This window comes from Aminobacter sp. LjRoot7 (assembly GCF_964252895.1).
GTDB classification, from domain to species: Bacteria; Pseudomonadota; Alphaproteobacteria; order Rhizobiales; family Rhizobiaceae; genus Aminobacter; species Aminobacter aminovorans_B.
Window position 1 is genome coordinate 1 of record NZ_CAXUPX020000003.1, and the last position, 20,231, is coordinate 20,231.

Sequence of the window (20,231 nt, forward strand, 5' to 3'; positions counted from 1 at the left end):
CTATCTACCTGCTTGGAATAGCCGGCAGCGGAAACATAGTCGCTGGGTCTCGTCTGGTGCCGACGACGAAACCGCATTTGCTTTCGGATGTTTTCCCAATGCTTGCCAGAGGTGCGCCGCCGAGAGACGCCGATCTCTATGAGTGGACCCGATTTTTTGTCGTTCCATCCTTGCGAATGACGGGTGGATCGTCACAAGCAGCTGGCCTCGTATTGTGCGGGCTTCTCGAAGCATGCCTGAGGTTAGGGATAGGCAAGCTGAGTGTCGTGTGTGAGGACTTTTGGCCGGCACGGCTGGAGCAGCTTGGCTGGTCTGTTATCCGCCTTGGCGAGGTCCTTGATCATCCTCACGGCAGGATCGTTGCTCTTCTGATCGATGTTGACGGAGGCGCACTGCAGTCCACTCGCGTTGCCTACGGGCTTGGAAACACGAGCGCGCTGGCCGGTGCGGGCGCATGAAGATCGCTCTTAAACTGCTCCAGATCGATGAGGTTGCTTCGGTGACGGGCATCGAACTGGATGAGCACGACGAAGATCTCGCTGGCGGCAGCATGGCAACGATCTACAAGAGGCTGAGGCGGCGGCCCGAACCAAGTTTGTGCCATCCATTCCTCGTGACGGTGGACTGCGCGACAGTGGGGTTCCTAATGCTGCGAGAGGGATCAGCGCTGCCGTACTGGGCAAACCCTGGTTCAATCAGCCTGCACAACTTCCGCATCAACCGAAAGGCACAGGGGAGGGGCTTCGGCACCGCGGCTCTGGCGCTAGCGGCGGTTTGGATCGCTGTGCATCGTCCAGGGAACTCCGCGTTGACGTTGAGCGTAAACGAGGAAAATTCCAGCGCGCTCCGGCTTTACCGCCGCTGTGGTTTTGAAAGTTCCGGTTGCTCTTTCGCCGGGCGGTTGGGGGCGGAAATCGTCCTAACCTGTGACGTGTCCGAACTTCTGAAAAAGTTTGTTGCTGATCCGTAGCGGGGAATTTGCCGGCACTCGCTTCTTCGAGGCCAGGCGACTGTTTGGCCATGGGCTGTTTTGAGCGGAAAGCACCCGCCCGGATTATCCGGGCGGGCTTGAGAGGGGGCGTTACTCGCCTTTGCGGCGACCCGGGCGAGACCAGATGAGGCTGTATCCGTCACCGTCCTCGTCACCGAAGAGGTTGGCGAAGATGGGTGCATTGAAGCTCGGGTCATCGAGCTTGAGACCCAGGTAGTCGCGACCCTCATTGGAGCGCTTGGTCCAGGCGGCGCCGATGTCGGCGCGGCCGACGAAGACCCGGTGGCTGGGAGCGTTGTCGCCGGTGGTGCGGGTTTCGGGGACGATACGGACGCTGCGGGCCAGAACGCTGAGGGTGACGATTTCGCCGGTGAACTCGTTGTTGGCGGACTTCTTGAAGGTGCCGATGGTAGCCATGGTAGTTCTCCTTGATCCAGTCTGTTTCGAGCCCGCACCATTGCGGTCTCGATGGTGATCGACAGTCTGGAGGTGATCGACGGCGCACCCATGGGCTGAAGCGTAAGCGGAGGATGGCGCTAGCGCGACTTTGTTGCCCGCGAGGAATGGCGCGCAGCGGCAGGGGAAGAAAGTGGCGATAAGCCATTGCGCCGAAGGCGATCAGGCGAAGCCGACCCCAGGCAAAAAGCACCCATCGATGAGACCGCTTTGGTGTGCGTCAGTGTGATGGATCAAGAGGGTACCTCTGGAAACCTCGTGCCATCCTGATCTCTCGCCGCCAACACTGCGCGCCGTGCGCATCGCCCGAAATTCTGCAAGTCTGGCCGTATCAAACCTCGTCAAACGCTTTCGCGCCACGTGCCAACATTACTAGAGTCTGCGGGGATTGTGCCTGCCGCTGCTTCATCGCTCGAAAATGGCCGAGAACGCCTGGTGGGATGCGACCCCGCCTGGAGCCGTTGCTGATGGCAGGAATTCTGTGTTGCTCCTTGCGTAAACCGGTGACGATGAAGGATGTGACTTCTCATCGAGAGCGTTTTGGACTTCGTGCCGATGAACCGGTGATGCTGCTCAGCAACGTGCAGCCTGGCTCCTGGTGGGTGCTTCACATCTCAAATATTTGGAGACAATATACTTGCCGTGAATTTCACAATTTGGGGGATACACAATGGCTGCTTACGACGAAGAGCGTGCGAAGATAATCGCATCAGGGATCGAGGTAGTTCCAGATCCAGATCGCGCATTCATGTTGACCATCCGACGCAAGAAGGATGTCAGAAAAGAGCATCAAGACGCCTCTGATCAAGCCATTTTCGAACGGGCGTTCAGCGAAAAACCTGATCGCGCGTATTCGACCAAGAAGAAGATCTTGGCTGAGGGAGATTCATGGGTGAACATATTTACAGATATCCCAGGGCAGCCTGACACTTTCGTCGATGTGATCGCCAAAAAGTACTATGTGAACAATATTGGCTGGCCTGGAGACACGTTCCGCGAGACGTTTGGAGCTAAGCAGTACAAGCAGCCGTTGAGCGCGGGAACGTTCGATTTCTTTGTCTTTTCGGGTGGCGGTGTCGACTTCTTCGGCGGTGACGCCATGAAGAATTTTGTGCGCCCGTATGACGAAGGAGACGGCTCAAAGGACGCCAAGACGTATGTGAAGGATGAGTTCGATTACTTTCTCCGAGGAGTAGCCCGCGATTATCGCACCGTTCTTCGCGAGACGATAACGTGGAGTGCGCCGAAGCGTACCAAGCTTGTCATGCATGGATACGATTACTCCATCCCAAAACCTGGGGGGCAGTATCTGGGGCGAAGGTTTGAACAGTTGGGGTTTGACACCGGCACTCGTTTGCCCCGCGAAATAGTCAAAGTCCTCGTTGACCGCTTCTACGATGCGCTACTAAGCGTCGCCAAAGGCAGTGGAGGGCGCGCGCTGGTCGTGGATTTCCGTAATACTATCGGCCGACTTTGGCATGATGAGATTCATCCAAATGATAGCGGGGCCAAGAAACTGGCCACTCGAGCGGCTAATAAGATGGGACTTGTCTTGTAACCGGGAAGCCAATACCCGGCGGCTCATGTGCCGCCGGATCTCATGACGGGGATGCCGAGCTTGCGCGCCTTGTCAGCGAGATTGTCCTGAATTCCCGTGCCGGGGAACCAGATCACGCCGATCGGCATCGCCTCGAGCATTGCGTCGTTGCGTCTGAACGGCGCGGCCTTGGCATGTTTGGTCCCGTCGGGCTTGAAGGCGATCTGCGGAACCTTGCGGTGGCTGGCCCATTTGGCGGCAATGAGTTCGGCGCCTTTCGGGCTTCCGCCGTGCAACAGCACCATGTCAGGGTGTTTGGCATGGACCTGGTCGAGCTTGGCCCAGATCAAGCGATGGTCGTTGAAGTCGACCCCGCCAGTGAGGGCAATTTTGGGTCCGGGCGGCAGGAGTGTCTCATTGTCGGCGCGTCGCTTGGCGGCAAGGAAGTCCCGGCTGTCGATCAGTGCTGCGGTAAGGTTTCGATGGCTGACCATCGAGCCGCTGCGTGGCCGCCAGATCGAGTGGGTGGAGCGTTCGAACTGTTCGGCTGCCTGGTCGCGCATCAGTTCGAAAGCGTTACGCCGTTCAAGAACGGTTTGCCCCTGCGCAGTCAGGCGTTCGAGCTCGACCGATTTCACCTCGGACCCATCCTGCTCGCGCTGGAGGCGATGCTGGGCGACTTCGTTGTCGTCGAGCTCGCGTTCAATTCGAGTGACTGCGCGGTGAAAGAGATTGACCGTGCCCCAGAGCAGTTCTTCCAGGTCGGGCTCGAGGCGGGTATCGGAAAGTGCCACCACGAGGGCGTCGAAGACCCGGCAAGGAAGTTCATCTCCGGTTCGCCAGGGCTGCGACCCCGACATCAAGAAGCCGATGAGCACAGTGGAGGAAGCCGTGGCTTTAGCACTTGCCACCGTTTAGTGCCAAGCCCGCTTTGCGTTCAACGAGTGATCCAGCCGGGCTTTGGTGCCGTATCAAGCTTTGAGTTCAGGTTATCGACAGGCTGGAGGCAAGCGATGTACGGCGGGAAATTCGGCTTGCCAGGCTTGGCAATGACACTTCTGCTTGGCTTGGCACCTGCGGCCGCAGGTGACTTTACACTGGAAGGCTATTTTGCCGGAAAAACATCAGCTGTTGGCGGCTTCAGCGCTATCAACGGCGTCAAGCGCAAGTTCACTGTCGATCTCATGGGCAAATGGAACGGCAAGACGCTGACGCTGGTTGAGGACTTCGCCTATGACGATGGCGAGCGCGACAGAAAGACCTGGCGCTTCGAAAGGGTCGCCCGGGGCAAGTACCGCGGCACACGCGAGGACGTGATCGGGGAAACGCTGGTGACGATCAGCGGCAATACCGCACGCTTCAGCTACCTTGTCGATCTCGATGCCAGCAGCAAGAGCAACCGAGTGCGCTTTTACGACACGATGAGGCTGCAGGACGATGGCACAGTGCTCAACAAGGCACTTGTGACGAAGTTTGGGCTGCCCGTAGCGCTGACACGGGTGGAGTTTCGTCGCCGCTGACCGTGCAGATTCCCAGCCGGTCAGCTTACGCCCTGCCGGGCACCGTCAAGAAATAGGGAGTGGGTCTTGTCAAATCAGACACCAAGAACGCTCGCATGGGGTCTGCTGGCCACGGTGAGTCTGGCTGCCGGCGCAGCGTCGGCCGAGGAACTGGATGGGCCCAAGATCAAGAAGCTGATCGCGGGAGAGACCGTGCGGCTGGACACGCCGTTCGGCATTGCCTTGCCTTTGCGCTATCGCACGGATGGCGTTGTCGTCGGGGATGTTTCGGGAATTTCGGCGGCAAGCATGTTCGCGCCAAAGGAGGAAGGCCGCTGGTGGATCGAGAGCAACTCTCTCTGCCAAAAATGGCCAAGCTGGTACAAGGGACGCCAGTTCTGCTTCAAGATCACGTCGCTCGGTGAGCGAAGGATTTCCTGGGTCCGCGACGATGGGGCCAAGGGCACCGCACGCATAGGCGACTAGATGGCCAGTGCAGAATGTCGCGTGTCGAGACAGGCCGTAACGCTGTTGTGTTATGCATTGCCGGCCATTCCGCTGGCAGCAGTGGCACTGCCTCTCTACGTCATCGTGCCGACTTTCTACGCGCAGAATCTCGGGGTTCCGATCGCTGCCGTCGGAACGGTTCTGCTACTGATCAGGCTGCTTGATGCAGCATGCGATCCGCTGATCGGCTGGCTCTGCGACCAAGTATTCATCAAATCCGGGCGCAGGCGGACATTCTTTCTGATGTCCGTACCGTTGACGGCCCTGGCCGCATTCATGGTCTTCTGGCCGCCGTCGGGCGCTGGTGTTGGCTATCTCGCCTTTTGGGGCACCCTGCTTTCGGTCGGTTATACCGCAACGATGTTGCCCTATGCGGCCTGGGGTGCGGAACTGTCGACGGACTATCGCGGGCGTTCGGTGGTTTCAGCTTTTCGCGAAGGGGCGACGCTGGTCGGAACGCTTATCGCAGTCGTGCTGCCCTTCGCGGTTGGCCTCGACAACATAGACGGCCTCCACGGCTTGGCCGCCGTCGCCGTCTTGACGATCTTGCTCCTGCCTTCTGCCGCCGTGCTTGCCGTCAAGACCGTGCCGGAGCCGGCCAATCGTTCGACGAGGAAGCTGAGCTTGACGGTCAGCCTGCACTTCGTTGTGCGCAACAGGCCGTTCGTCCGGCTCATTGCCGCGTTCCTTCTTAACGGCTTTGCCAACGCAATCCCGGCGACGCTGTTTCTCTATTTTGTCTCCGAACGGCTCGGCGCTGCCGAACTGCGCGGCCCGCTGCTCTTCCTCTATTTCCTGTGCGGAATGCTCGGTGTGCCTTTGGCCGTCTGGCTTGCAGCAAAAGCAGGCAAGCACCGTACGTGGTGTGGGGCGATGACCGTCGCCTGCGCGGTGTTCGCCTTCGCCGGTTTCCTTGGAGTTGGCGACATCGTGCCTTTCGCCATCATCTGCGCGGCGACCGGGTTGCTTCTGGGCTTCGATCTCGCCTTGCCGCCAGCCATACAGGCCGATGTCATCGACTACGACACGGCCAGTTCGGGCGAGCAGCGTTCGGGGCTCTATTTTGCCGCCTGGGGGCTGGCCACCAAGCTATCGCTTGCGCTCGGCGTCGGCTTGGTATTCCCCATTCTTGCCTGGTCGGGTTTTGACGCTACAGGTGGCCAAGCCATGCCGGAGACAGCCCTCGCTACGCTGTCTGCACTCTATGCCTGGCTACCTATTTTGCCCAAGGCCGCAGCCATTGCCGTGATGTGGAATTTTCCCCTCGGCGAAGATGCACAACGATCTTTGCGAGCCCGCATCGACAGCACGGGGCGAGCACATCAAGGCTCATAGAACCAAGTGCGCCTGCGATAGTCGTCCGCTTCTCGTCATCACCTGCCGATGGAAAGGAACCTTGATATCGAAAGTTTTCTCGCTCATGTTTTTCATGCTGGGTACACGAGCTTGAACAAGCCGTCGTTCACGCCGCCAAACTGGGTCTTTGCCCCGGTGTGGACGGTGCTGGGTTCGCGATCGAAACAGCAACGCGATGAAGTTGTGGTTCGTTCAGATAGCGCTGAATTTCCTGTGGTCGCCCGTGTTCTTCGGGGCGCAGCAGCCGGGTTTGGCCTTGGTAGTCGTAGTCGCAGCATTGGTGGCCGTGCTGGCCTTCATCGCGGTCGCCTGGAACAAGGACAGGCTGGGGGCAGTGTTGTTTATCCCTTATGCGGCATCTAACTGCGGGCGTGGGTGACGATGAACTGATTGTTGCCGGCCTAAACAGAACAGGGTGTCGCCGGTCGTGTCGCACGTGCCTCGCTGCCTGCGCGGCTGGGAACAGTCAGCCGGCCTTCGCTAGCATCCAGGCAGTGAAGAAATATCCGCAAGTTGCTGCGGTTGCGGTGAGCGCAATGCCCCAAATCATGTCGACGACGCTAACGGAGACCGACCAGTTCTTCAGGGTAGCCAGGTTGGTCATGTCGTAGGTGCCGTAGGCGACGAGCCCGAGCAGCGTGCCATTGACCAGCGCCGTCGCCCAGCTCGCGCCATTCACCGCCGGTGTCACCGCGAGGTGCACGATGCCAGCGACATAGACGAGATAGAAAAGGCCAGCGACGCCAAGATTGGGCTGATCGAGAAGCAGTATGCCGATCCGGCTGCGATAGAAATTGGTCGAGATGGTCGACAGCCAGACGAAGTCCAGGCCGAAGAAGACGACGGCAGTGGCGGCATAGGCGATGGCGTAAATTGCGATCATTGGCGCTCTCAGGGCGAGGGCGCCCGGTCAGATTCCTAGGAACGGCTGGATCGCGCGAACGATCCAGCTACGGAACTTCAGCGGCGCGTCCGTTACCGCAAGGCAAATGCAGTCGGTGCCCGGCGTGGCCACGGGCTGATGCGTCAGGCTGGCGTCGGCATCCTCTATATCGCCGCGTGCGAACACTTCGCCGCCATCGACGAAGCTGCCATTGAGCACCAGGGTGAGCTCGCGCCCGCCATGGCTGTGCTCCGGCACTGGCTTGCCGGCTGGGATGCGCAGCAGCCGCACCATGGTCTCGCGATCCCGGGTCCTAATCGGGATATGGTAGGCCCCGCGCCCGAGCGGACGCCATTTGAGAGTATCAAAGTCACCGCCAACATAGGAGCGCAACGGCTCAGGCAAACCGCCGCTGTAGCCGGCGGGTGGCGTTTCGGGGGTTCCGCGTGCTGCAATCTTCGGCGCCTGCTGCAGGCGTGCGCGCACGCTGGCCCATGAATGATCGACAGAGGCATTGTCGGAGATGTTCTCGAGCAGGTCGCCACCAATGCTTTCGGCCACCGACAGGCTGCGCCGGCATGATGGGCAAAGGGCAAGGTGCGTGGCGACCGCAATGCTCCAGCCTTCAGCGAGGCTGCCGGCGGCATAGCTGACGAGCAGGTCGTCGCTTAGATGGTGACGAATAGTCACGATACGTCTCCAAAGTGAGCGAGCGCGGTGCGCAGTTTTTCGAAGGCCAGGCGCATGCGCGACTTGACCGTTCCCAAAGGGAGATTCAGGCGCGTCGCGATCGCGCTGTGCGACTGGTCTTCGAAGAAGGACAATTTCAGAAGTGCCGCCTGTTCCTCCGGCAGCGCCGCGATTGCCTCGTGCAATTGCTCGGACACCTCGCGTGCGTCGAGCTCAGCATCGGCCAGGGCAGCGTCGTCAGGCACGAAAGCAGGATCGTTGGGGTCGAAGTCCGGCCGCTTCTCGCGCCGAAACGCATCGATGCGCAAATTGCGCGCAATGGTGAAGATCCAGGTGGAAACCGCGCCCTTCGACGGATCGAACCTGTCGGCCTTGTTCCATACCGCGATCATGGTTTCCTGCATCAGCTCCTCGGCAAGCTGACCGTCGCCGCCCAAGCGTGCCATGTAGGCTTTGACGCGTGGCGCGAAGTGGCGAAACAGCACCTCATAAGCTTCGAGGTCGCGCCGCGCACCGACCGCGCACAAAAGTGCGACCATGTCGGGTGTCCGGTCGGCATCAGTCTTGCGGCGCATACTCAAACTTCCCAACTCGCAATGCCGCGGCGCGGAGCGCCAATGCCCCACCATAGAGCGTTTCTGCCACGCCGGCGCGCTTATGAGAACGAACGTATCCATGCCGCAGATACGTCGCCTTTCACCCGTCGGATCACCGATGCACGAAATTTCGCCTCCTACCGATCCGGCGCGACCTGCGATGCGTATCAACAAACAAGTACGCAGCAAGATCGGAAAGGCAGAAAGTGGGAATGCACACCAACAAAGAGTTGCCTGATCATGCCCGCCGCGTGGCGGTCGTTGGATCGGGGATTGCGGGCCTTTCTGCTGCCTGGCTTCTCAGTCGCAGGCTCAGCGTGACACTCTATGAGAGTGACAAACGCCTGGGCGGTCATTCAAACACGGTCATGGTTCCGACGAGCCACGGAAGTCTGCCCGTCGATACTGGCTTTATCGTCTACAACGAGCGCAACTATCCCAACCTCGTTGCCTTGTTCAACGAAATCGGGGTGCCGACTGCTAGCTCCAACATGTCCTTCGCGGCCTCGCTCGAGGGCGGCAAGCTCGAATATTCCGGCTCTGGCATCAATGGCCTGATCGGCCAGCGCGGCAATGTTGTACGGCCACGCTTCTGGCGGATGATGCGTGATATCTTGCGCTTCTACCGCGAGGCGCCTGCTCTGCTGCTTCGAGCAGACCTCCACAGCGTCAGCCTCGGCGAATATCTCGACCGCAACGATTATGCGCCAGCCTTCATCGAGGACCATCTATTGCCGATGGGGGCGGCGATCTGGTCGACAACGGCGCGCGAGATGCGCGCATATCCGCTGCTTGCCTTTGTCAGGTTCTTTGCCAGCCATGGTCTGCTCAGCCTGGCCGATCGGCCGAAGTGGCGAACTGTTCTTGGCGGCAGCCGCGAATATGTCGATCGGCTGAGCGCGAGCTTTATCGAGGGCGTCCGGCTCGGCGTCGGGGTCCGCAGCATCTCGCGGGAAAGCGGCCGTATCGTCGTCACCGACATGGCGGGAAATGCCGATACCTTCACCGATGTCGTCATTGCCACCCATGCCGATCAGGCGCTCGGCCTGCTGGCCGATGCCGACCATGAGGAGCGCGACCTGCTTGGCGCCTTCCGCTACACTGAAAATCTGGCAGTGCTGCATTGTGACGAAAGCCTGATGCCAAAGCGCCGGCGTGTCTGGTCGAGCTGGAACTATATCGGCGAAAGCAGAACCGAAAACGCCCAACCGTTGTGCGTGACCTATTGGATGAACCGGCTGCAAAACCTCGACATGCGCCATCAGCTGTTCGTGACGCTCAATCCTACCCGAGAGGCTGCACCATCGAAGGTCATCGGACGTTATCATTATACCCATCCGCTGTTTGACCAGCGCGCGCTCGACGCCCAGCAGCAGCTCTGGCGCCTGCAGGGCAGGCGCAACACCTGGTTTTGCGGCGCCTATTTCGGCTTCGGCTTCCACGAGGACGGATTGCAGGCTGGGTTGGCCGCGGCCGAGAGCGTTACCGATGTGCGGCGGCCCTGGCACGTGCGTAACGAATCCGGGCGCATTGCGCTCCAGCCCCAACTGGAGGCTGCGGAATGAGTGGCCAGTCGGCACTGTTCCTGGGCGAGGTGATGCACATGCGCGTCCGGCCGCGCCGGCACAGGCTGTATTACCGCGTCTTTTCGCTGCTACTCGATTTCGACGAACTGCAAGCCACGAGTGGCGTGTACCGTCTCTTCGGCTACAACCGGCGGGCCATGCTGAGCTTCTGGGACGCCGATCACGGCGACGGCAGCGCCGGCGGCCTGCGCGACTGGATCGAAGCGCGATTGCGCGAAGCCGACAGGCTGGAGGAGGGCATGAGCATCCGGGTGCTTTGCTATCCCCGCATCTTAGGTTACGTCTTCAATCCGCTAACAGTCTACTTCTGCTACGCGTCGGGCGGTGCGCTTAGGGCCATCCTCTACGAGGTCTGCAATACCTTCGGCGAGCGCCACACCTATGTAATTCCGGTCGAGGACGGCACGACGGGGCCTGTGCGACAGGGGTGCGCCAAGGAACTCTACGTCTCGCCCTTCACGCCGATGTCGTGCTTCTACCGATTCCACATCGAGCCGCCGGGCAACAAGGTGCTCGTACGCATCGATGAATCCGACGCGGAGGGCCTGCTTCTGGTCGCCTCGTTTTCAGGCCAGCGCGAGCCGCTGTCGGATCGAGCGCTTGTGCGTGCGCTGTTCCGCTACCCCCTGATGACGATAAAGGTGACCGTGGGCATTCACTGGGAGGCGCTGCGCATCTGGTGGAAGGGCATTCCCGTGCACAGCCATCGTGCCGCAGCAAGCAGGGTGGCCACGACCATCGTGGCGGGCAAGATTTCAGGAAACCAGCATTCATGACCAATGTCGCAGGAAAGTCGGTCTCCGCGAGGAGGCTTCGCCGGCCGCTTTGGGCGAGACTTCTCTGCCGCTGGGCCGACAGGATCGTCGCGGGCCAGCTCACCATCCGCTTTGCCGACGGCAGCATGCATCACGCCCAAGGGGCGCAACCGGGTCCCCCGGCAAGTCTCAACGTGGGGTCGGGCAGGCTGGTGTGGAAGTTGGCAAGCTCCGGCAGCCTAGGCCTAGCTCGCGCATATGTCGATGGCGACTGGGACACGCCCGACCTTGGCGCGTTGATGCAACTGGGTCTTGCAAATGAAGCCGCGCTCGGTTCTGTCCTCGAAACATCGGGGCCAGCCAGGCTGATCGCTTTCCTGCGGCATCGGCTTCGCGCCAATACGCGCACTGGCAGCCGGCGCAACATCGCCTTCCACTACGATTTGGGCAATGACTTTTACCGGCACTGGCTCGACGAGACGATGACCTATTCGTCGGCGTTGTTCCTGAGCGACGATCAATCCCTGGCCGATGCGCAGCGAGCCAAATACGCCCGCATCGTCGCGGCGCTCGATCTTGGCCCGGATGATCATGTGCTGGAGATAGGCTGCGGCTGGGGTGGCTTTGCCAAATATGCGGCGGGCGAGACGGGCTGTCGAGTGACCGGGCTCACGCTTTCGCGTGAGCAGGCAAAGTTCGCAAGGGAAAGCCTTTCCCAAGCCGATCTTGCAGACAAAGTCGAAATCCGGCTTCAGGACTACCGCGACTGCGCCGGGCGGTTCGATAAGATCGTTTCCATAGAAATGTTCGAAGCTGTCGGAGAGGAAAACTGGCCCACCTATTTCGACGCGCTCCGGTCGCTCCTCAAGCCCGGCGGGTACGCCATGGTCCAGGTCATCACCATTGGCGACGAACACTTTGCCCACTATCGCCGCAACGCCGACTTCATCCAGACCTACATCTTTCCGGGCGGCATACTGCCATCGCCCACGGCCTTCACCGCCGTCGCATCGGAGCGGGGGATGTCGGTGGTTGACGTGAAATTCTTTGGGGCCGACTACGATAAGACGCTGCATGCCTGGGACAGGGCGTTCGTCGCCGCCTGGCATCACATCGAGCCGCTCGGCTTTGACGCCCGCTTCAGGCGGATGTGGCGCTACTATCTTCGCTATTGCGCCACAGGCTTCCGTAGCGGGAGGATCGACGTCGGTCAGTTCCTGCTGGCGAGAGATTGAAGGGGTCGTGGTCAGTCGCGAACCATGCGCCGCGTTACGGCAAAGCGCAGCCGTGCCGGCAATGCCGCCAGAAGCTTCAGCGACAACACCATCTTCCAGGGAAAGGCAATTTCGAAGTGCCGCGATTTCAACCCGGCGATAATGTGATCGACTGCCGCGTCGGTCGAAATCAGGAAGGGCATCGGAAAGTCGTTCTTCTGCGTCAGCGGCGTGTCGACGAAACCCGGGTTGATGAGGCTCAGGCGAACGTTGTGCGCGGCGAGTTCGGGGTAGAGCGCTTCGCACATGTTGATGAGCGCGGCCTTGGACGCGCCATAAGCGGCGGCACCGGGCAGTCCGACATAGCCGGCGACCGAGGACACCACGGCAATGTGTCCCGACCTGCGCACCAGCATGCGCGGCATCAGAGCGGCAAGGCAATGGACGGAGCCCATCAGGTTGACCTCGACGGTGCTGCGAAAAGCGGCGGAGTCGAATTGCGCGGCGGAGTCGTGGGCATAGCTGCCGGCATTCAGCACAGCCAGGTCGAGCGGCCCAAGGTGATCCTCGATGCTGGCAACGATGGCAAGCACAGCCTCCGCGTCCGTGACGTCGAGCGGAAACGGATGGATACGATCAGACGCTTCAGCCAGCGTAGCGAGGTCCCGTACCGTCCGCGCGCTGACAGCGACGTTCCAGCCCTCCTGGGCGAGTCGCTGCGCCAGAGAACGGCCGATGCCGGACCCCGCGCCAGTGACCCATGCCGACCTGCCGGTTCGCGTCGCAGCCTCCGCACGCTTGTCGACATTCATGTTTCCGTCCATGGCGGGTTCCGTGCAAAATCCAGTTTACACTTCTGTTACGCGCCCAGCAGGCAGTTGGTTCAATGGGCACCCCATGAAACTGTCGGGATGGTTTACCCGCCTCACGTGGCGGTGATCCAACGCACCCGCCGAGACAGGCAGCAATTGCCATGACGGTCCATTCGTTGGTCTGGCTTCGCGACGACCTCAGATTGGCCGACAATCCGGCGCTCAATGCCGCCATAGCACAGGGAGGCAGTGTCGCTGCCCTCTATGTGCTTGAGCAGAGCCCCGGCTCGCGGCCTTTGGGAGGCGCGGCCTCGTGGTGGTTATACAAAAGCCTCGCGTCGCTCGAGCGGAGTCTGGCCGCTGCCGGCATCGAACTGCTAGTCGAAACCGGCGACCCGCAAGAAATCGTGCTGGTCACGTCCAGGCTGCTTGGTGTCACCAGCGTCTTCTGGAACCGCCGCTATGCACCGGCTGCGCGTGAAATTGACACCGCCATCAAGACCGCTCTTCTAAATGTCGGGATTGCGGCAACATCCTTTGGCGGTAACGTCCTGGTCGAGCCGTGGAACGTTAAGACCGGCAGCGGCGGTGCGTTCCAGGTCTACACCCCCTTCGCCAGGGTCGTGCGGCAGTGGCCTGTAGCGTTTCCGCTGCCGGGCCCCTTGGCCGGGAAGGGGGAGTCGGCGGGCGTGGGTGCCTCCGCGCATCCCGTCGAACCGAAATGGGCGCAAAAGCTCGAAAGTCATTGGTCTGTCGGTGAGGCCAGCGCGACAGCGGCGCTGCTGCGGTTTTTCGACGAGGCGCTTGAAGGCTATGTCGAGGACCGCGATCGTCCCGCAATCGCAGGCACGTCGGCCGTTTCTCCGCACCTGCGCTTCGGCGAGATCAGCGCCAGGCAGGTTTGGCATGCCGCGCAAGCAGTCGCCGCCGAGTCTCCGGCAAAGCGAACCGCTGTCGAAAAGTTCCTGTCCGAACTGATCTGGCGCGATTTCAACTATTACCAGCTTTACCACCACCCCGACATCGCCGGCACTGCGATCCGCGATACGCTTGCCGGATTGAAATGGCACGACGACCAGGGCGCTTTCGAGGCCTGGACGCGCGGATACACGGGCATCCCGATCGTCGACGCCGGCATGCGCCAGCTGTGGGAGACCGGCTGGATGCATAACCGGGTGCGTATGCTGGTGGCGTCGTTCCTGACCAAGAATCTGCTGATCGATTGGCGGATGGGAGAGAATTGGTTCTGGGATACGCTGGTAGATGCCGACGACGCCAGCAACCCCGGAAACTGGCAATGGATCGCGGGATGCGGCATGGACGCAGCACCCTATTTCCGCATCTTCAATCCCTTGCTGCAGGGGGAGCGCTTCGATCCTGCCGGGATCTACGTCCGCCGCTGGCTGCCGGAACTGGCCGCTATGCCCGATATCTGGATTCACCGGCCGTTCGATGCGCCCGAGGGCGTGCTCGCCAGCGCAGGCGTCGTGTTAGGTCAGACCTATTCGCGCCCGATCGTGGATCTCAAGGTTTCGCAGAGGGGGGCTCGCGAAAGTTTGAAGCGGTAGAGCCAGACACAGCGGGCACTGGCTTGCCCCCTGAAGAGTGATCCTTCTTGGGTGAGGCTATTGCTCGCGGGATCAGCGGCATCGGCACGCTCACAGTCGACGGCAGCTACAGCGGCAATGGCGGCTTCTGCAGATCGAGGCAGAGCTTGGCGGCGACCTTTCCCTGACTGATCTTCTCGCCATCACCGGGGACTCTATCCTTGGGATCGGCGCGACGCGAGTCTTCTTCACCAATCTCGGCGGAGCCGGGGCGGAAACAACCGGCGACGGCATCAAGATCGTCGATTGGCATGCGCATCCGCCGCCGATACCTTCGTCCTCGGCCCTCCGGCAATCGGCGGCTCCTATCTCTATCGCCTCTTCCACAACGGCATCACCGATCCGGCCGACGGCGACTGGTACATGCGAATGACTCTCGCGCCGACAGTGCCTGTCTACGAGCACTATCCAATCGTGTTGCTTGGCCTGACCGAACTGCCAACTTTGCAGCGCTTGTTTCGAGCCGTCCAAGAGCGTGATGTCGAAAAGGGCGCTGCCCAGGAACCCCTCGACTTGAGGGAAGAAGCACCCGCGCCTATCGAGGCGGGATGGCGTATAATGACGCGACTTACCTCGTAGCTGACCTTGAACAAATACTCGCAGCAAAGATCTTTCCCAGTACAAGTATCCGTCGTTGAAGGAACAGGCTTCCTGTACCTGGCTGGGCGGTGGCGCCGAAGACGGCGCAGCCAAGACGCTAAGGCTGACGGCCGAGTTTCTGAAGACACATGGTAGGATCGACAAGGTGCTGGACGACTATTCCGGTTTTGTCGCTCATCAGTACCTAGGGGCTTCTCAGGTCGGCCCCCACCAATGCCTTACCGGGCCATCGAACAGGAGGTTAGCCAGACCATTGGCGGCTCTTCCCTCGTTCTGCTGGCTTCCTGGCTTGCCGCTGGCGACGCCGCATCCAGCGGGTATTCGCTCAAGGGCGCGCTGCGGATCGGACTTGCCAGACGTGCCCGCGCCGGCACGAACCAGACGGCTCAATGAGAAGGCTCATGCGGCCGGGCAGCTTATGTGAATTCGCAGCGGTCGGAAATGTTGATCGGTGGCTCGCTTGTTAGAACGACTTACTGCGAGCGCTTGATCCGGGCCAATTGCACACTCTCGGTTCCTTTTGTCGGGGGCTCGTACTGGTTATTGTTGGATACGTCATTGTGATGGTGTTCGTCTGCGTTCGAACGACGGCGGAATAGAATTGTCCGTCAGCACCGCTGGAGGCAGTCACCGAGTCCACTAAGCAGTCGGCGGCACTCTCAGAAATGCTCCCCGGCCTTGAACGGACCGATCCGAGTTCCAGCGGCGATCAGATAGGCCGTCGACCAGCCGATTAGAAGAAATCCGTTCACGCCCTCGAGAGCCGCCAGGACGCGCCATGCGTGCGCGGGCACAACGTCGCCATAACCAACCGTCGAAAAGGTGATGGTCGAGAAATACAGGGCGGTTTCGAAGTCCTCAAAGATATCAAGCAACCAGTATAGGCCGGCCCAGAGCCAGACCTCGGTAGTCATGACGGCAAAAAGCCCCATCACCACGCTGATCATCGCGACGATGCGGCTGCGGCGTCCGTGCATGCGAAACCGGGCGACAAGGTATCGCATCGAATGCGTAACGGCGATCAGACCAAAGGTGTGGACCAGGACCGTTAGACTTATGACGATTGTGCCGATGAGCAGATTGAGGATCATGCTCGGAACAATAGCCACTCAGAAGCCTTGGTCCTTGTGCGAAATCAATCTTTGTACCAGCAGGCCTGAATGTCTCCACCCAATTTTGCTGTTCGCTGGTATCTGACCTGCGGACCGCGCCTGCCTGACCTTGGTCAAATATGACAGATTTCCTATGCAACTTTTGACACACGTCAAAGCGCTGTTGTTCTGAGGGGGCATTGTCTCCTCAATCAAGGAGCAGGCCAATGAGCTTCAACACCATAATGCTTCAACTCGATATCGATAGTCCCGTCGGTCCTCGTGTCGCTTTCGCGAAGTCGCTCGCCCTGAAGTTCGATGCGGACCTTATCGGCTTTTGCGCGGCTGAGCCCCGGTATGTGATGCCGGTGGGTGATAGCGACGTGGCAATCGCTGACGAGATGCGGCGCCAAGTCGATGAGATTGAAGACAACCTCATCAAGGTTAAGGAGGACTTCTTCCGTCAGGTCGATGGCGACCGTCGCATCACATGGCGAGGCGAGCTAGGTAACCCCACCCAACTGATGGCACTTAATGCGCGCGCTGCAGATTTGATTATCCTGAACTGCCCAAGGCCTCAGTCAACTGACAGCTGCCGCACGGTAGATCATGGAACTCTACTTCTCTCAGTCGGCAGACCAGTGCTACTGGCACCTCTCGACTTCCAACCCGTCAAGGCTGAGGGAGTCCTAATCGCTTGGAAGGACACGCGCGAGGCCCGTCGCGCAGTCGTTGACGCCTTGCCGTTCTTATCTTCAGCGTCTCAGGTGCGTGTCGCGACCCTCGAAAGCAACAATCTCGCTGCGGCTCGGCAGAGCGGCGACGACGTGGTCAAATACCTGGGTCGGCACGGCATAAGAGCAACTGCAGATGCCATCGATGTCGGGGGCGCCGATGAGTCCGAGACCTTGGTCCAAATTGCCGCGGAGGTCGGTGCCGATTTGATCGTTTCGGGGGCGTACGGCCACAGTCGTATCAGGGAATGGGCCTTCGGCGGGGTCACTCGCTCCCTGCTTCGGTGCTCCTCAATAAGCCGATTGATGTCGAATTGAGTGCGCTATCCAGGTGTAATGATGCCTGACTTTGAACTGGTTTCGATGTCTCCGCGGCCATACGCTTATGTTTCCCGGAGTTGCGCTCTTCCGCAGATCTCCGGCGCGATGGCCGCGAGTTTCGAGACCCTAAGCGAAGCCCTGTCGAAAGCCAGGGTACTGCCAGCGGGACCTCCTCTGGCCCACTATCGCGAGATCGGTGACGGCAAGGTTACTTTCGATGCGGGCTTTCCCATACGCGAGGACCAGTTTCTGGCTTTGAGTGGATCAGGATTGGGGCTTGGAGCGACTGCCGCCGGACAAGCGATCAGGGCGTTGCATATCGGCGCATACGAGCGCCTAGCCGATACCTACGCTGCGGTGCTCGACGAAATGCGTATGCGGGGTCTCGAAGCAACCGACGACATGTGGGAATCGTATTTGAGCCCGCCTGGCACACCTCCACACGAGACCACAACCGAAGTGCTTTGGCCTGTGCGGGGCACAGCCTGACAGGCTAGATCTTGACCAGGCCGGCGTTCATCACGTCCGCCTAGGCAACATAGCGGGAGCGCGAAGGGTCCGTGGAAGAACCGCCGCCAGATGCGGTCTTACGTTTATCGGTCAATCGGCCAGGTTTTGACCTACATCAATGAGTTCGACCGGAGTCCGCATTATCATGCCAGCCATGCCGCGTTGAGGCATGTTCGGGGCAGGTTGGCTAGATACCCTTCCTAGTCCCGAGGTGAGGGATGCAGCTTCAAGGAGGCAATAGTCAAAGTACTCCAAGAGGAATCGCGCCATGGCTGATACACCGACCAAATTGCCCGTTAAGTAGAGAAGGCAACTGCGCCTTCTCGGTCAAATGATTGGATGCCGTTCGAAAGCCTGCGACGTGAGATCGATCGCCTGTTCGATGACTTTCATCCTTTCGATTGGCGTGGTGCATTTCCGCGAGCACTTGGCACGCTTGAGCGGACGGCGCGACGAGGCGCCTGGCCTGTAGTTCCGGCGATGGATCTCGTCGAAAAAGAAACGGAATACGAAATTACCGCCGAACTAGCTGGGACCGATGAAAAGAATATTGATATCAAGGTCGCCAACAATCTGCTGACGATCAAAGGCGAGAAGACCGAAGAGAGAGAAGAAAAGAAGAAGGATTATTTCCTCTCGGAGCGCCGCTATGGCTCCTTTCAGCGTTCATTTCAGCTCCCACAGGGCATCGACGCCGAGAAGATCGAAGCGACTTTTGCCAAAGGTATCTTGACGGTGAAGCTGCCGAAGACTGCAGAGGCTCAGAAGGCCGAGAAGACGATCGCGGTCAAGGCTGGCTAAGCAATACACCTCAAGGGTCGACGCCGACCGGCCGCCGACACTTTACGCAAGGCTGGATTGGAGGCGAGCGGTTGACGTCCAAAAACAGCACGGCGCGACTAGGGCCTGATCCGTGGGCAAGCGTTGCGGCCCTTCGCGACCTTGGTCTGTCTGACGAGGAGATCGCGAGATATTTCGTGACGACGTCGCAGGAAATACAGTCCTTTGGCCAGCGCGACTGCGAGGCTCCACCCGAGCATGTCTTGCTGACTGTCGAGGGCACTTTCCCTCCGGGGCGTCCCAAAACTGATCCAGATCCGACTGACGACATGTATCCGACGCGGACAATCTCGGATTGATCTTGCTCAATGAAGCCTGGTCATGAAGAGCGCATTGTTCCTGTAATGCTCAAGGAGTGAAGACGATGAGCCACGCTTCAAGTTCGAGTTTCTCTCATGCCGCGCAACAGGCTCAGCAATGGGCAAATGAGTTGGCAGCTGATCTTGGCTGGCCTGAGCACCGAGCTCATCGGCTGATGAAAGCTGTATTGCCAACGTTGCGCGACTGGCTGTCGCCCGAAGAGTCGGCGGACCTTTCGTCCCAACTGCCAGAGTTGATCCGAGGGATATATTTCGAGGGATGGAATCCGGCCACATCGCCGGCTGTGGAGCGTGAAAAGCGCGAGTTCGTGCTGCGGGTTACTGAAACCTTTGGCCACGATTCGAGCATTGATCTTGACGAGGCGATAGGTGCTGTTTTCAGTCTCCTGGATCGACATCTTTCGCACGGCGAGATCATTCAGGTCAGGAATTCGATGCGCAAGTCGCTGCGGCGATTGTGGCCGGAATGACAGCCGATGTTCCGCGATAGACAAGAAGCAGGTGAACAACTTGGACACGAATTGCTGGCCAGCCAGCTCCGCAAGCCTGTAGTTCTGGCACTTCCCCGTGGGGGCTTGCCCGTAGCTGCGGCCGTTGCAAGAGTACTTGATGCACCTCTCGACCTCCTCATAGTCCGCAAGGTTGGAGCCCCAGGGAACCCTGAACTGGCGGTTGCAGCAATTGTAGATGGTGACCCGCCAGACGTGGTCATCAATCGAGAGATTGTTGAAGCGTATTCGCTCAGTGATGACGAGCTGGCAGCTCTGATCAAGATGGAGCGTCCCGAATTGGAACGGCGAAGGCAGCTCTATCGCGGCTCAACTGGACCGAGATCTCTCGCAGGCAGGACGGCGGTTCTTGTCGACGACGGTGCCGCAACTGGAACGACGATGAAGGTGGCATTGCGCGCGATCAAGCGTCGAGGCCCACTGCAGACCGTCGTGGCAATTCCTGTTGCCCCGTCAGATGCGCTCGCCACCATTGAACAAGAGGCGGACAAAATCGTCTGCCTAAGCACGCCGGGACGCTTTCTGGCGCTCGGGTATCACTACCTTAGTTTTCCGCAGCTGACAGATGACGATGTGATTGAGGTTCTCAGGTGTGCGGCCGAGGAGCGAAGGCTCCGGCATCCGTCAAAATGAGATCAGCTTCGACACACGCTTGGGCTCTATCGCGTCCGGTTGCTGCAGGTGAAGCTCAGTTCGGCAGCATCATGCTTGGAGACTAGGTGCTCCCATATTGAGCGTGGTTGCAACCGGCGAGGCAACAGTCGTGTCCACACGTCTTATGGCCCTCTTTCGTCGTGGGAGATTGCTCCAGATCAAT

Annotated in this window: 22 protein-coding genes and 4 pseudogenes; 19 read left to right on the plus strand and 7 right to left on the minus strand. The window is 59.8% G+C overall.

Annotation, left to right across the window (positions count from 1 at the left end):
* Together ACSQ3E_RS09450 and ACSQ3E_RS09455 are read left to right on the plus strand one after the other, a co-directional pair.
* The coding region (locus tag ACSQ3E_RS09450; protein ID WP_436122508.1) for an acyl-homoserine-lactone synthase at window positions 1–458 on the plus strand (458 nt) is incomplete at its 5' end.
* Entirely contained in the window at window positions 455–970 is a 516-nt protein-coding gene (locus ACSQ3E_RS09455; RefSeq protein WP_436122509.1) for a GNAT family N-acetyltransferase, read from the plus strand. The genes ACSQ3E_RS09450 and ACSQ3E_RS09455, both read left to right, overlap by 4 nt.
* 111 nt (window positions 971–1,081) lie before the next feature.
* On the opposite strand, the gene ACSQ3E_RS09460 is transcribed toward ACSQ3E_RS09455, so the two are convergent.
* A complete protein-coding gene (locus ACSQ3E_RS09460) occupies window positions 1,082–1,408 on the minus strand; it encodes a DUF736 domain-containing protein (protein WP_436122510.1) in 327 nt (108 codons plus the stop codon).
* A 709-nt stretch (window positions 1,409–2,117) separates the two neighbouring features.
* Here ACSQ3E_RS09460 and ACSQ3E_RS09465 point away from each other — a divergent pair.
* The gene (locus ACSQ3E_RS09465) at window positions 2,118–3,005 is read left to right on the plus strand and encodes a hypothetical protein (protein WP_436122511.1); all 888 of its coding nucleotides are present in this window, start codon (window positions 2,118–2,120) and stop codon (window positions 3,003–3,005) included.
* A gap of 23 nt (window positions 3,006–3,028) precedes the next feature.
* Here the strand turns inward: ACSQ3E_RS09465 and ACSQ3E_RS09470 are convergent.
* Window positions 3,029–3,796, minus strand: a pseudogene (locus ACSQ3E_RS09470) (DUF2493 domain-containing protein); the annotation flags it as partial.
* Between the two features lie 237 nt (window positions 3,797–4,033).
* Here ACSQ3E_RS09470 and ACSQ3E_RS09475 point away from each other — a divergent pair.
* The 5 genes and pseudogenes from ACSQ3E_RS09475 to ACSQ3E_RS09495 all read left to right on the plus strand — a co-directional run bounded on the left by ACSQ3E_RS09475 (window position 4,034) and on the right by ACSQ3E_RS09495 (window position 6,725).
* The gene (locus ACSQ3E_RS09475; protein ID WP_436122965.1) at window positions 4,034–4,504 is read left to right on the plus strand and encodes a DUF3833 family protein; all 471 of its coding nucleotides are present in this window, start codon (window positions 4,034–4,036) and stop codon (window positions 4,502–4,504) included.
* Between the two features lie 66 nt (window positions 4,505–4,570).
* Window positions 4,571–4,969 carry a hypothetical protein gene (locus ACSQ3E_RS09480; RefSeq protein ID WP_436122512.1) on the plus strand — a complete coding sequence of 133 codons (399 nt, stop codon included), beginning with the start codon at window positions 4,571–4,573 and terminating at the stop codon, window positions 4,967–4,969.
* Window positions 4,970–4,990: 21 nt separating this feature from the next.
* Window positions 4,991–6,325, plus strand: a complete 1,335-nt coding sequence (locus ACSQ3E_RS09485) for an MFS transporter (protein WP_436122513.1) — start codon at window positions 4,991–4,993, stop codon at window positions 6,323–6,325.
* A 48-nt stretch (window positions 6,326–6,373) separates the two neighbouring features.
* Window positions 6,374–6,457: pseudogene (locus ACSQ3E_RS09490) on the plus strand (hypothetical protein); the annotation flags it as partial.
* A gap of 64 nt (window positions 6,458–6,521) precedes the next feature.
* Complete coding sequence (locus ACSQ3E_RS09495) at window positions 6,522–6,725, plus strand: tryptophan-rich sensory protein (protein WP_436122514.1); 204 nt, start codon at window positions 6,522–6,524, stop codon at window positions 6,723–6,725.
* A gap of 87 nt (window positions 6,726–6,812) precedes the next feature.
* Here ACSQ3E_RS09495 and ACSQ3E_RS09500 read toward each other — a convergent pair whose 3' ends face one another.
* The 3 genes from ACSQ3E_RS09500 to ACSQ3E_RS09510 are packed head-to-tail and all read right to left on the minus strand — an operon-like array spanning window position 6,813 to window position 8,494.
* On the minus strand, window positions 6,813–7,229 hold the full coding sequence (locus tag ACSQ3E_RS09500) for a DUF2177 family protein (protein ID WP_436122515.1): 417 nt from the start codon (window positions 7,227–7,229) through the stop codon (window positions 6,813–6,815).
* A 27-nt stretch (window positions 7,230–7,256) separates the two neighbouring features.
* Window positions 7,257–7,919, minus strand: a complete 663-nt coding sequence (locus ACSQ3E_RS09505) for a ChrR family anti-sigma-E factor (protein WP_436122516.1) — start codon at window positions 7,917–7,919, stop codon at window positions 7,257–7,259.
* Entirely contained in the window at window positions 7,916–8,494 is a 579-nt protein-coding gene (locus ACSQ3E_RS09510; protein ID WP_436122966.1) for a sigma-70 family RNA polymerase sigma factor, read from the minus strand. The genes ACSQ3E_RS09505 and ACSQ3E_RS09510 overlap by 4 nt, the downstream gene beginning before the upstream one ends.
* A gap of 233 nt (window positions 8,495–8,727) precedes the next feature.
* Between ACSQ3E_RS09510 and ACSQ3E_RS09515 the strand changes: the two genes are divergently transcribed.
* The 3 genes from ACSQ3E_RS09515 to ACSQ3E_RS09525 are packed head-to-tail and all read left to right on the plus strand — an operon-like array spanning window position 8,728 to window position 12,091.
* Window positions 8,728–10,080, plus strand: coding sequence for an NAD(P)/FAD-dependent oxidoreductase (locus tag ACSQ3E_RS09515; RefSeq protein WP_436122517.1), 1,353 nt, complete (start codon window positions 8,728–8,730; stop codon window positions 10,078–10,080).
* The gene (locus tag ACSQ3E_RS09520; RefSeq protein WP_436122518.1) at window positions 10,077–10,877 is read left to right on the plus strand and encodes a DUF1365 domain-containing protein; all 801 of its coding nucleotides are present in this window, start codon (window positions 10,077–10,079) and stop codon (window positions 10,875–10,877) included. Before ACSQ3E_RS09515 ends, ACSQ3E_RS09520 begins: the two co-directional genes overlap by 4 nt.
* Window positions 10,874–12,091 carry a class I SAM-dependent methyltransferase gene (locus ACSQ3E_RS09525; RefSeq protein ID WP_436122519.1) on the plus strand — a complete coding sequence of 406 codons (1,218 nt, stop codon included), beginning with the start codon at window positions 10,874–10,876 and terminating at the stop codon, window positions 12,089–12,091. Before ACSQ3E_RS09520 ends, ACSQ3E_RS09525 begins: the two co-directional genes overlap by 4 nt.
* Window positions 12,092–12,102: 11 nt before the next feature.
* Here ACSQ3E_RS09525 and ACSQ3E_RS09530 read toward each other — a convergent pair whose 3' ends face one another.
* A complete protein-coding gene (locus ACSQ3E_RS09530) occupies window positions 12,103–12,894 on the minus strand; it encodes an SDR family NAD(P)-dependent oxidoreductase (RefSeq protein WP_436122520.1) in 792 nt (263 codons plus the stop codon).
* 149 nt (window positions 12,895–13,043) lie between these two features.
* Between ACSQ3E_RS09530 and ACSQ3E_RS09535 the strand changes: the two genes are divergently transcribed.
* The 3 genes and pseudogenes from ACSQ3E_RS09535 (at window position 13,044) to ACSQ3E_RS09545 (ending at window position 15,068) form a co-directional block, all read left to right on the plus strand.
* Window positions 13,044–14,450 carry a cryptochrome/photolyase family protein gene (locus tag ACSQ3E_RS09535; protein WP_436122521.1) on the plus strand — a complete coding sequence of 469 codons (1,407 nt, stop codon included), beginning with the start codon at window positions 13,044–13,046 and terminating at the stop codon, window positions 14,448–14,450.
* 181 nt (window positions 14,451–14,631) lie between these two features.
* Window positions 14,632–14,679 (plus strand): annotated as a pseudogene (locus tag ACSQ3E_RS09540) (hypothetical protein); the annotation flags it as partial.
* Between the two features lie 56 nt (window positions 14,680–14,735).
* Window positions 14,736–15,068 (plus strand): hypothetical protein, encoded by a 333-nt coding sequence (locus ACSQ3E_RS09545; protein WP_436122522.1) that lies wholly within the window; start codon window positions 14,736–14,738, stop codon window positions 15,066–15,068.
* A gap of 680 nt (window positions 15,069–15,748) precedes the next feature.
* Here the strand turns inward: ACSQ3E_RS09545 and ACSQ3E_RS09550 are convergent.
* Window positions 15,749–16,180 (minus strand): potassium channel family protein, encoded by a 432-nt coding sequence (locus ACSQ3E_RS09550; protein ID WP_436122523.1) that lies wholly within the window; start codon window positions 16,178–16,180, stop codon window positions 15,749–15,751.
* A 227-nt stretch (window positions 16,181–16,407) separates the two neighbouring features.
* Between ACSQ3E_RS09550 and ACSQ3E_RS09555 the strand changes: the two genes are divergently transcribed.
* The 5 genes and pseudogenes from ACSQ3E_RS09555 to ACSQ3E_RS09575 all read left to right on the plus strand — a co-directional run bounded on the left by ACSQ3E_RS09555 (window position 16,408) and on the right by ACSQ3E_RS09575 (window position 20,047).
* Entirely contained in the window at window positions 16,408–17,232 is an 825-nt protein-coding gene (locus ACSQ3E_RS09555) for a universal stress protein (protein ID WP_436122524.1), read from the plus strand.
* A gap of 21 nt (window positions 17,233–17,253) precedes the next feature.
* Window positions 17,254–17,724, plus strand: a complete 471-nt coding sequence (locus ACSQ3E_RS09560; protein WP_436122525.1) for a GyrI-like domain-containing protein — start codon at window positions 17,254–17,256, stop codon at window positions 17,722–17,724.
* A gap of 289 nt (window positions 17,725–18,013) precedes the next feature.
* Window positions 18,014–18,546, plus strand: a pseudogene (locus ACSQ3E_RS09565) (Hsp20/alpha crystallin family protein).
* A 403-nt stretch (window positions 18,547–18,949) separates the two neighbouring features.
* Window positions 18,950–19,375 (plus strand): DUF2267 domain-containing protein, encoded by a 426-nt coding sequence (locus tag ACSQ3E_RS09570; RefSeq protein ID WP_436122526.1) that lies wholly within the window; start codon window positions 18,950–18,952, stop codon window positions 19,373–19,375.
* Between the two features lie 6 nt (window positions 19,376–19,381).
* Entirely contained in the window at window positions 19,382–20,047 is a 666-nt protein-coding gene (locus ACSQ3E_RS09575) for a phosphoribosyltransferase (RefSeq protein WP_436122527.1), read from the plus strand.
* Window positions 20,048–20,231: the final 184 nt, after the last annotated feature.

Coding starts and splice junctions, on each gene's coding strand:
- ACSQ3E_RS09455 (WP_436122509.1), top strand. CDS start 455: ATGAAGATCGCTCTTAAACTGCTCCAGATCGATGAGGTTGCTTCGGTG.
- ACSQ3E_RS09460 (WP_436122510.1), bottom strand. CDS start 1,408: ATGGCTACCATCGGCACCTTCAAGAAGTCCGCCAACAACGAGTTCACC.
- ACSQ3E_RS09465 (WP_436122511.1), top strand. CDS start 2,118: ATGGCTGCTTACGACGAAGAGCGTGCGAAGATAATCGCATCAGGGATC.
- ACSQ3E_RS09475 (WP_436122965.1), top strand. CDS start 4,034: ATGACACTTCTGCTTGGCTTGGCACCTGCGGCCGCAGGTGACTTTACA.
- ACSQ3E_RS09495 (WP_436122514.1), top strand. CDS start 6,522: ATGAAGTTGTGGTTCGTTCAGATAGCGCTGAATTTCCTGTGGTCGCCC.
- ACSQ3E_RS09500 (WP_436122515.1), bottom strand. CDS start 7,229: ATGATCGCAATTTACGCCATCGCCTATGCCGCCACTGCCGTCGTCTTC.
- ACSQ3E_RS09510 (WP_436122966.1), bottom strand. CDS start 8,494: ATGCGCCGCAAGACTGATGCCGACCGGACACCCGACATGGTCGCACTT.
- ACSQ3E_RS09515 (WP_436122517.1), top strand. CDS start 8,728: ATGCACACCAACAAAGAGTTGCCTGATCATGCCCGCCGCGTGGCGGTC.
- ACSQ3E_RS09520 (WP_436122518.1), top strand. CDS start 10,077: ATGAGTGGCCAGTCGGCACTGTTCCTGGGCGAGGTGATGCACATGCGC.
- ACSQ3E_RS09525 (WP_436122519.1), top strand. CDS start 10,874: ATGACCAATGTCGCAGGAAAGTCGGTCTCCGCGAGGAGGCTTCGCCGG.
- ACSQ3E_RS09530 (WP_436122520.1), bottom strand. CDS start 12,894: ATGGACGGAAACATGAATGTCGACAAGCGTGCGGAGGCTGCGACGCGA.
- ACSQ3E_RS09535 (WP_436122521.1), top strand. CDS start 13,044: ATGACGGTCCATTCGTTGGTCTGGCTTCGCGACGACCTCAGATTGGCC.
- ACSQ3E_RS09550 (WP_436122523.1), bottom strand. CDS start 16,180: ATGATCCTCAATCTGCTCATCGGCACAATCGTCATAAGTCTAACGGTC.
- ACSQ3E_RS09555 (WP_436122524.1), top strand. CDS start 16,408: ATGAGCTTCAACACCATAATGCTTCAACTCGATATCGATAGTCCCGTC.
- ACSQ3E_RS09560 (WP_436122525.1), top strand. CDS start 17,254: ATGCCTGACTTTGAACTGGTTTCGATGTCTCCGCGGCCATACGCTTAT.
- ACSQ3E_RS09570 (WP_436122526.1), top strand. CDS start 18,950: ATGAGCCACGCTTCAAGTTCGAGTTTCTCTCATGCCGCGCAACAGGCT.
- ACSQ3E_RS09575 (WP_436122527.1), top strand. CDS start 19,382: ATGTTCCGCGATAGACAAGAAGCAGGTGAACAACTTGGACACGAATTG.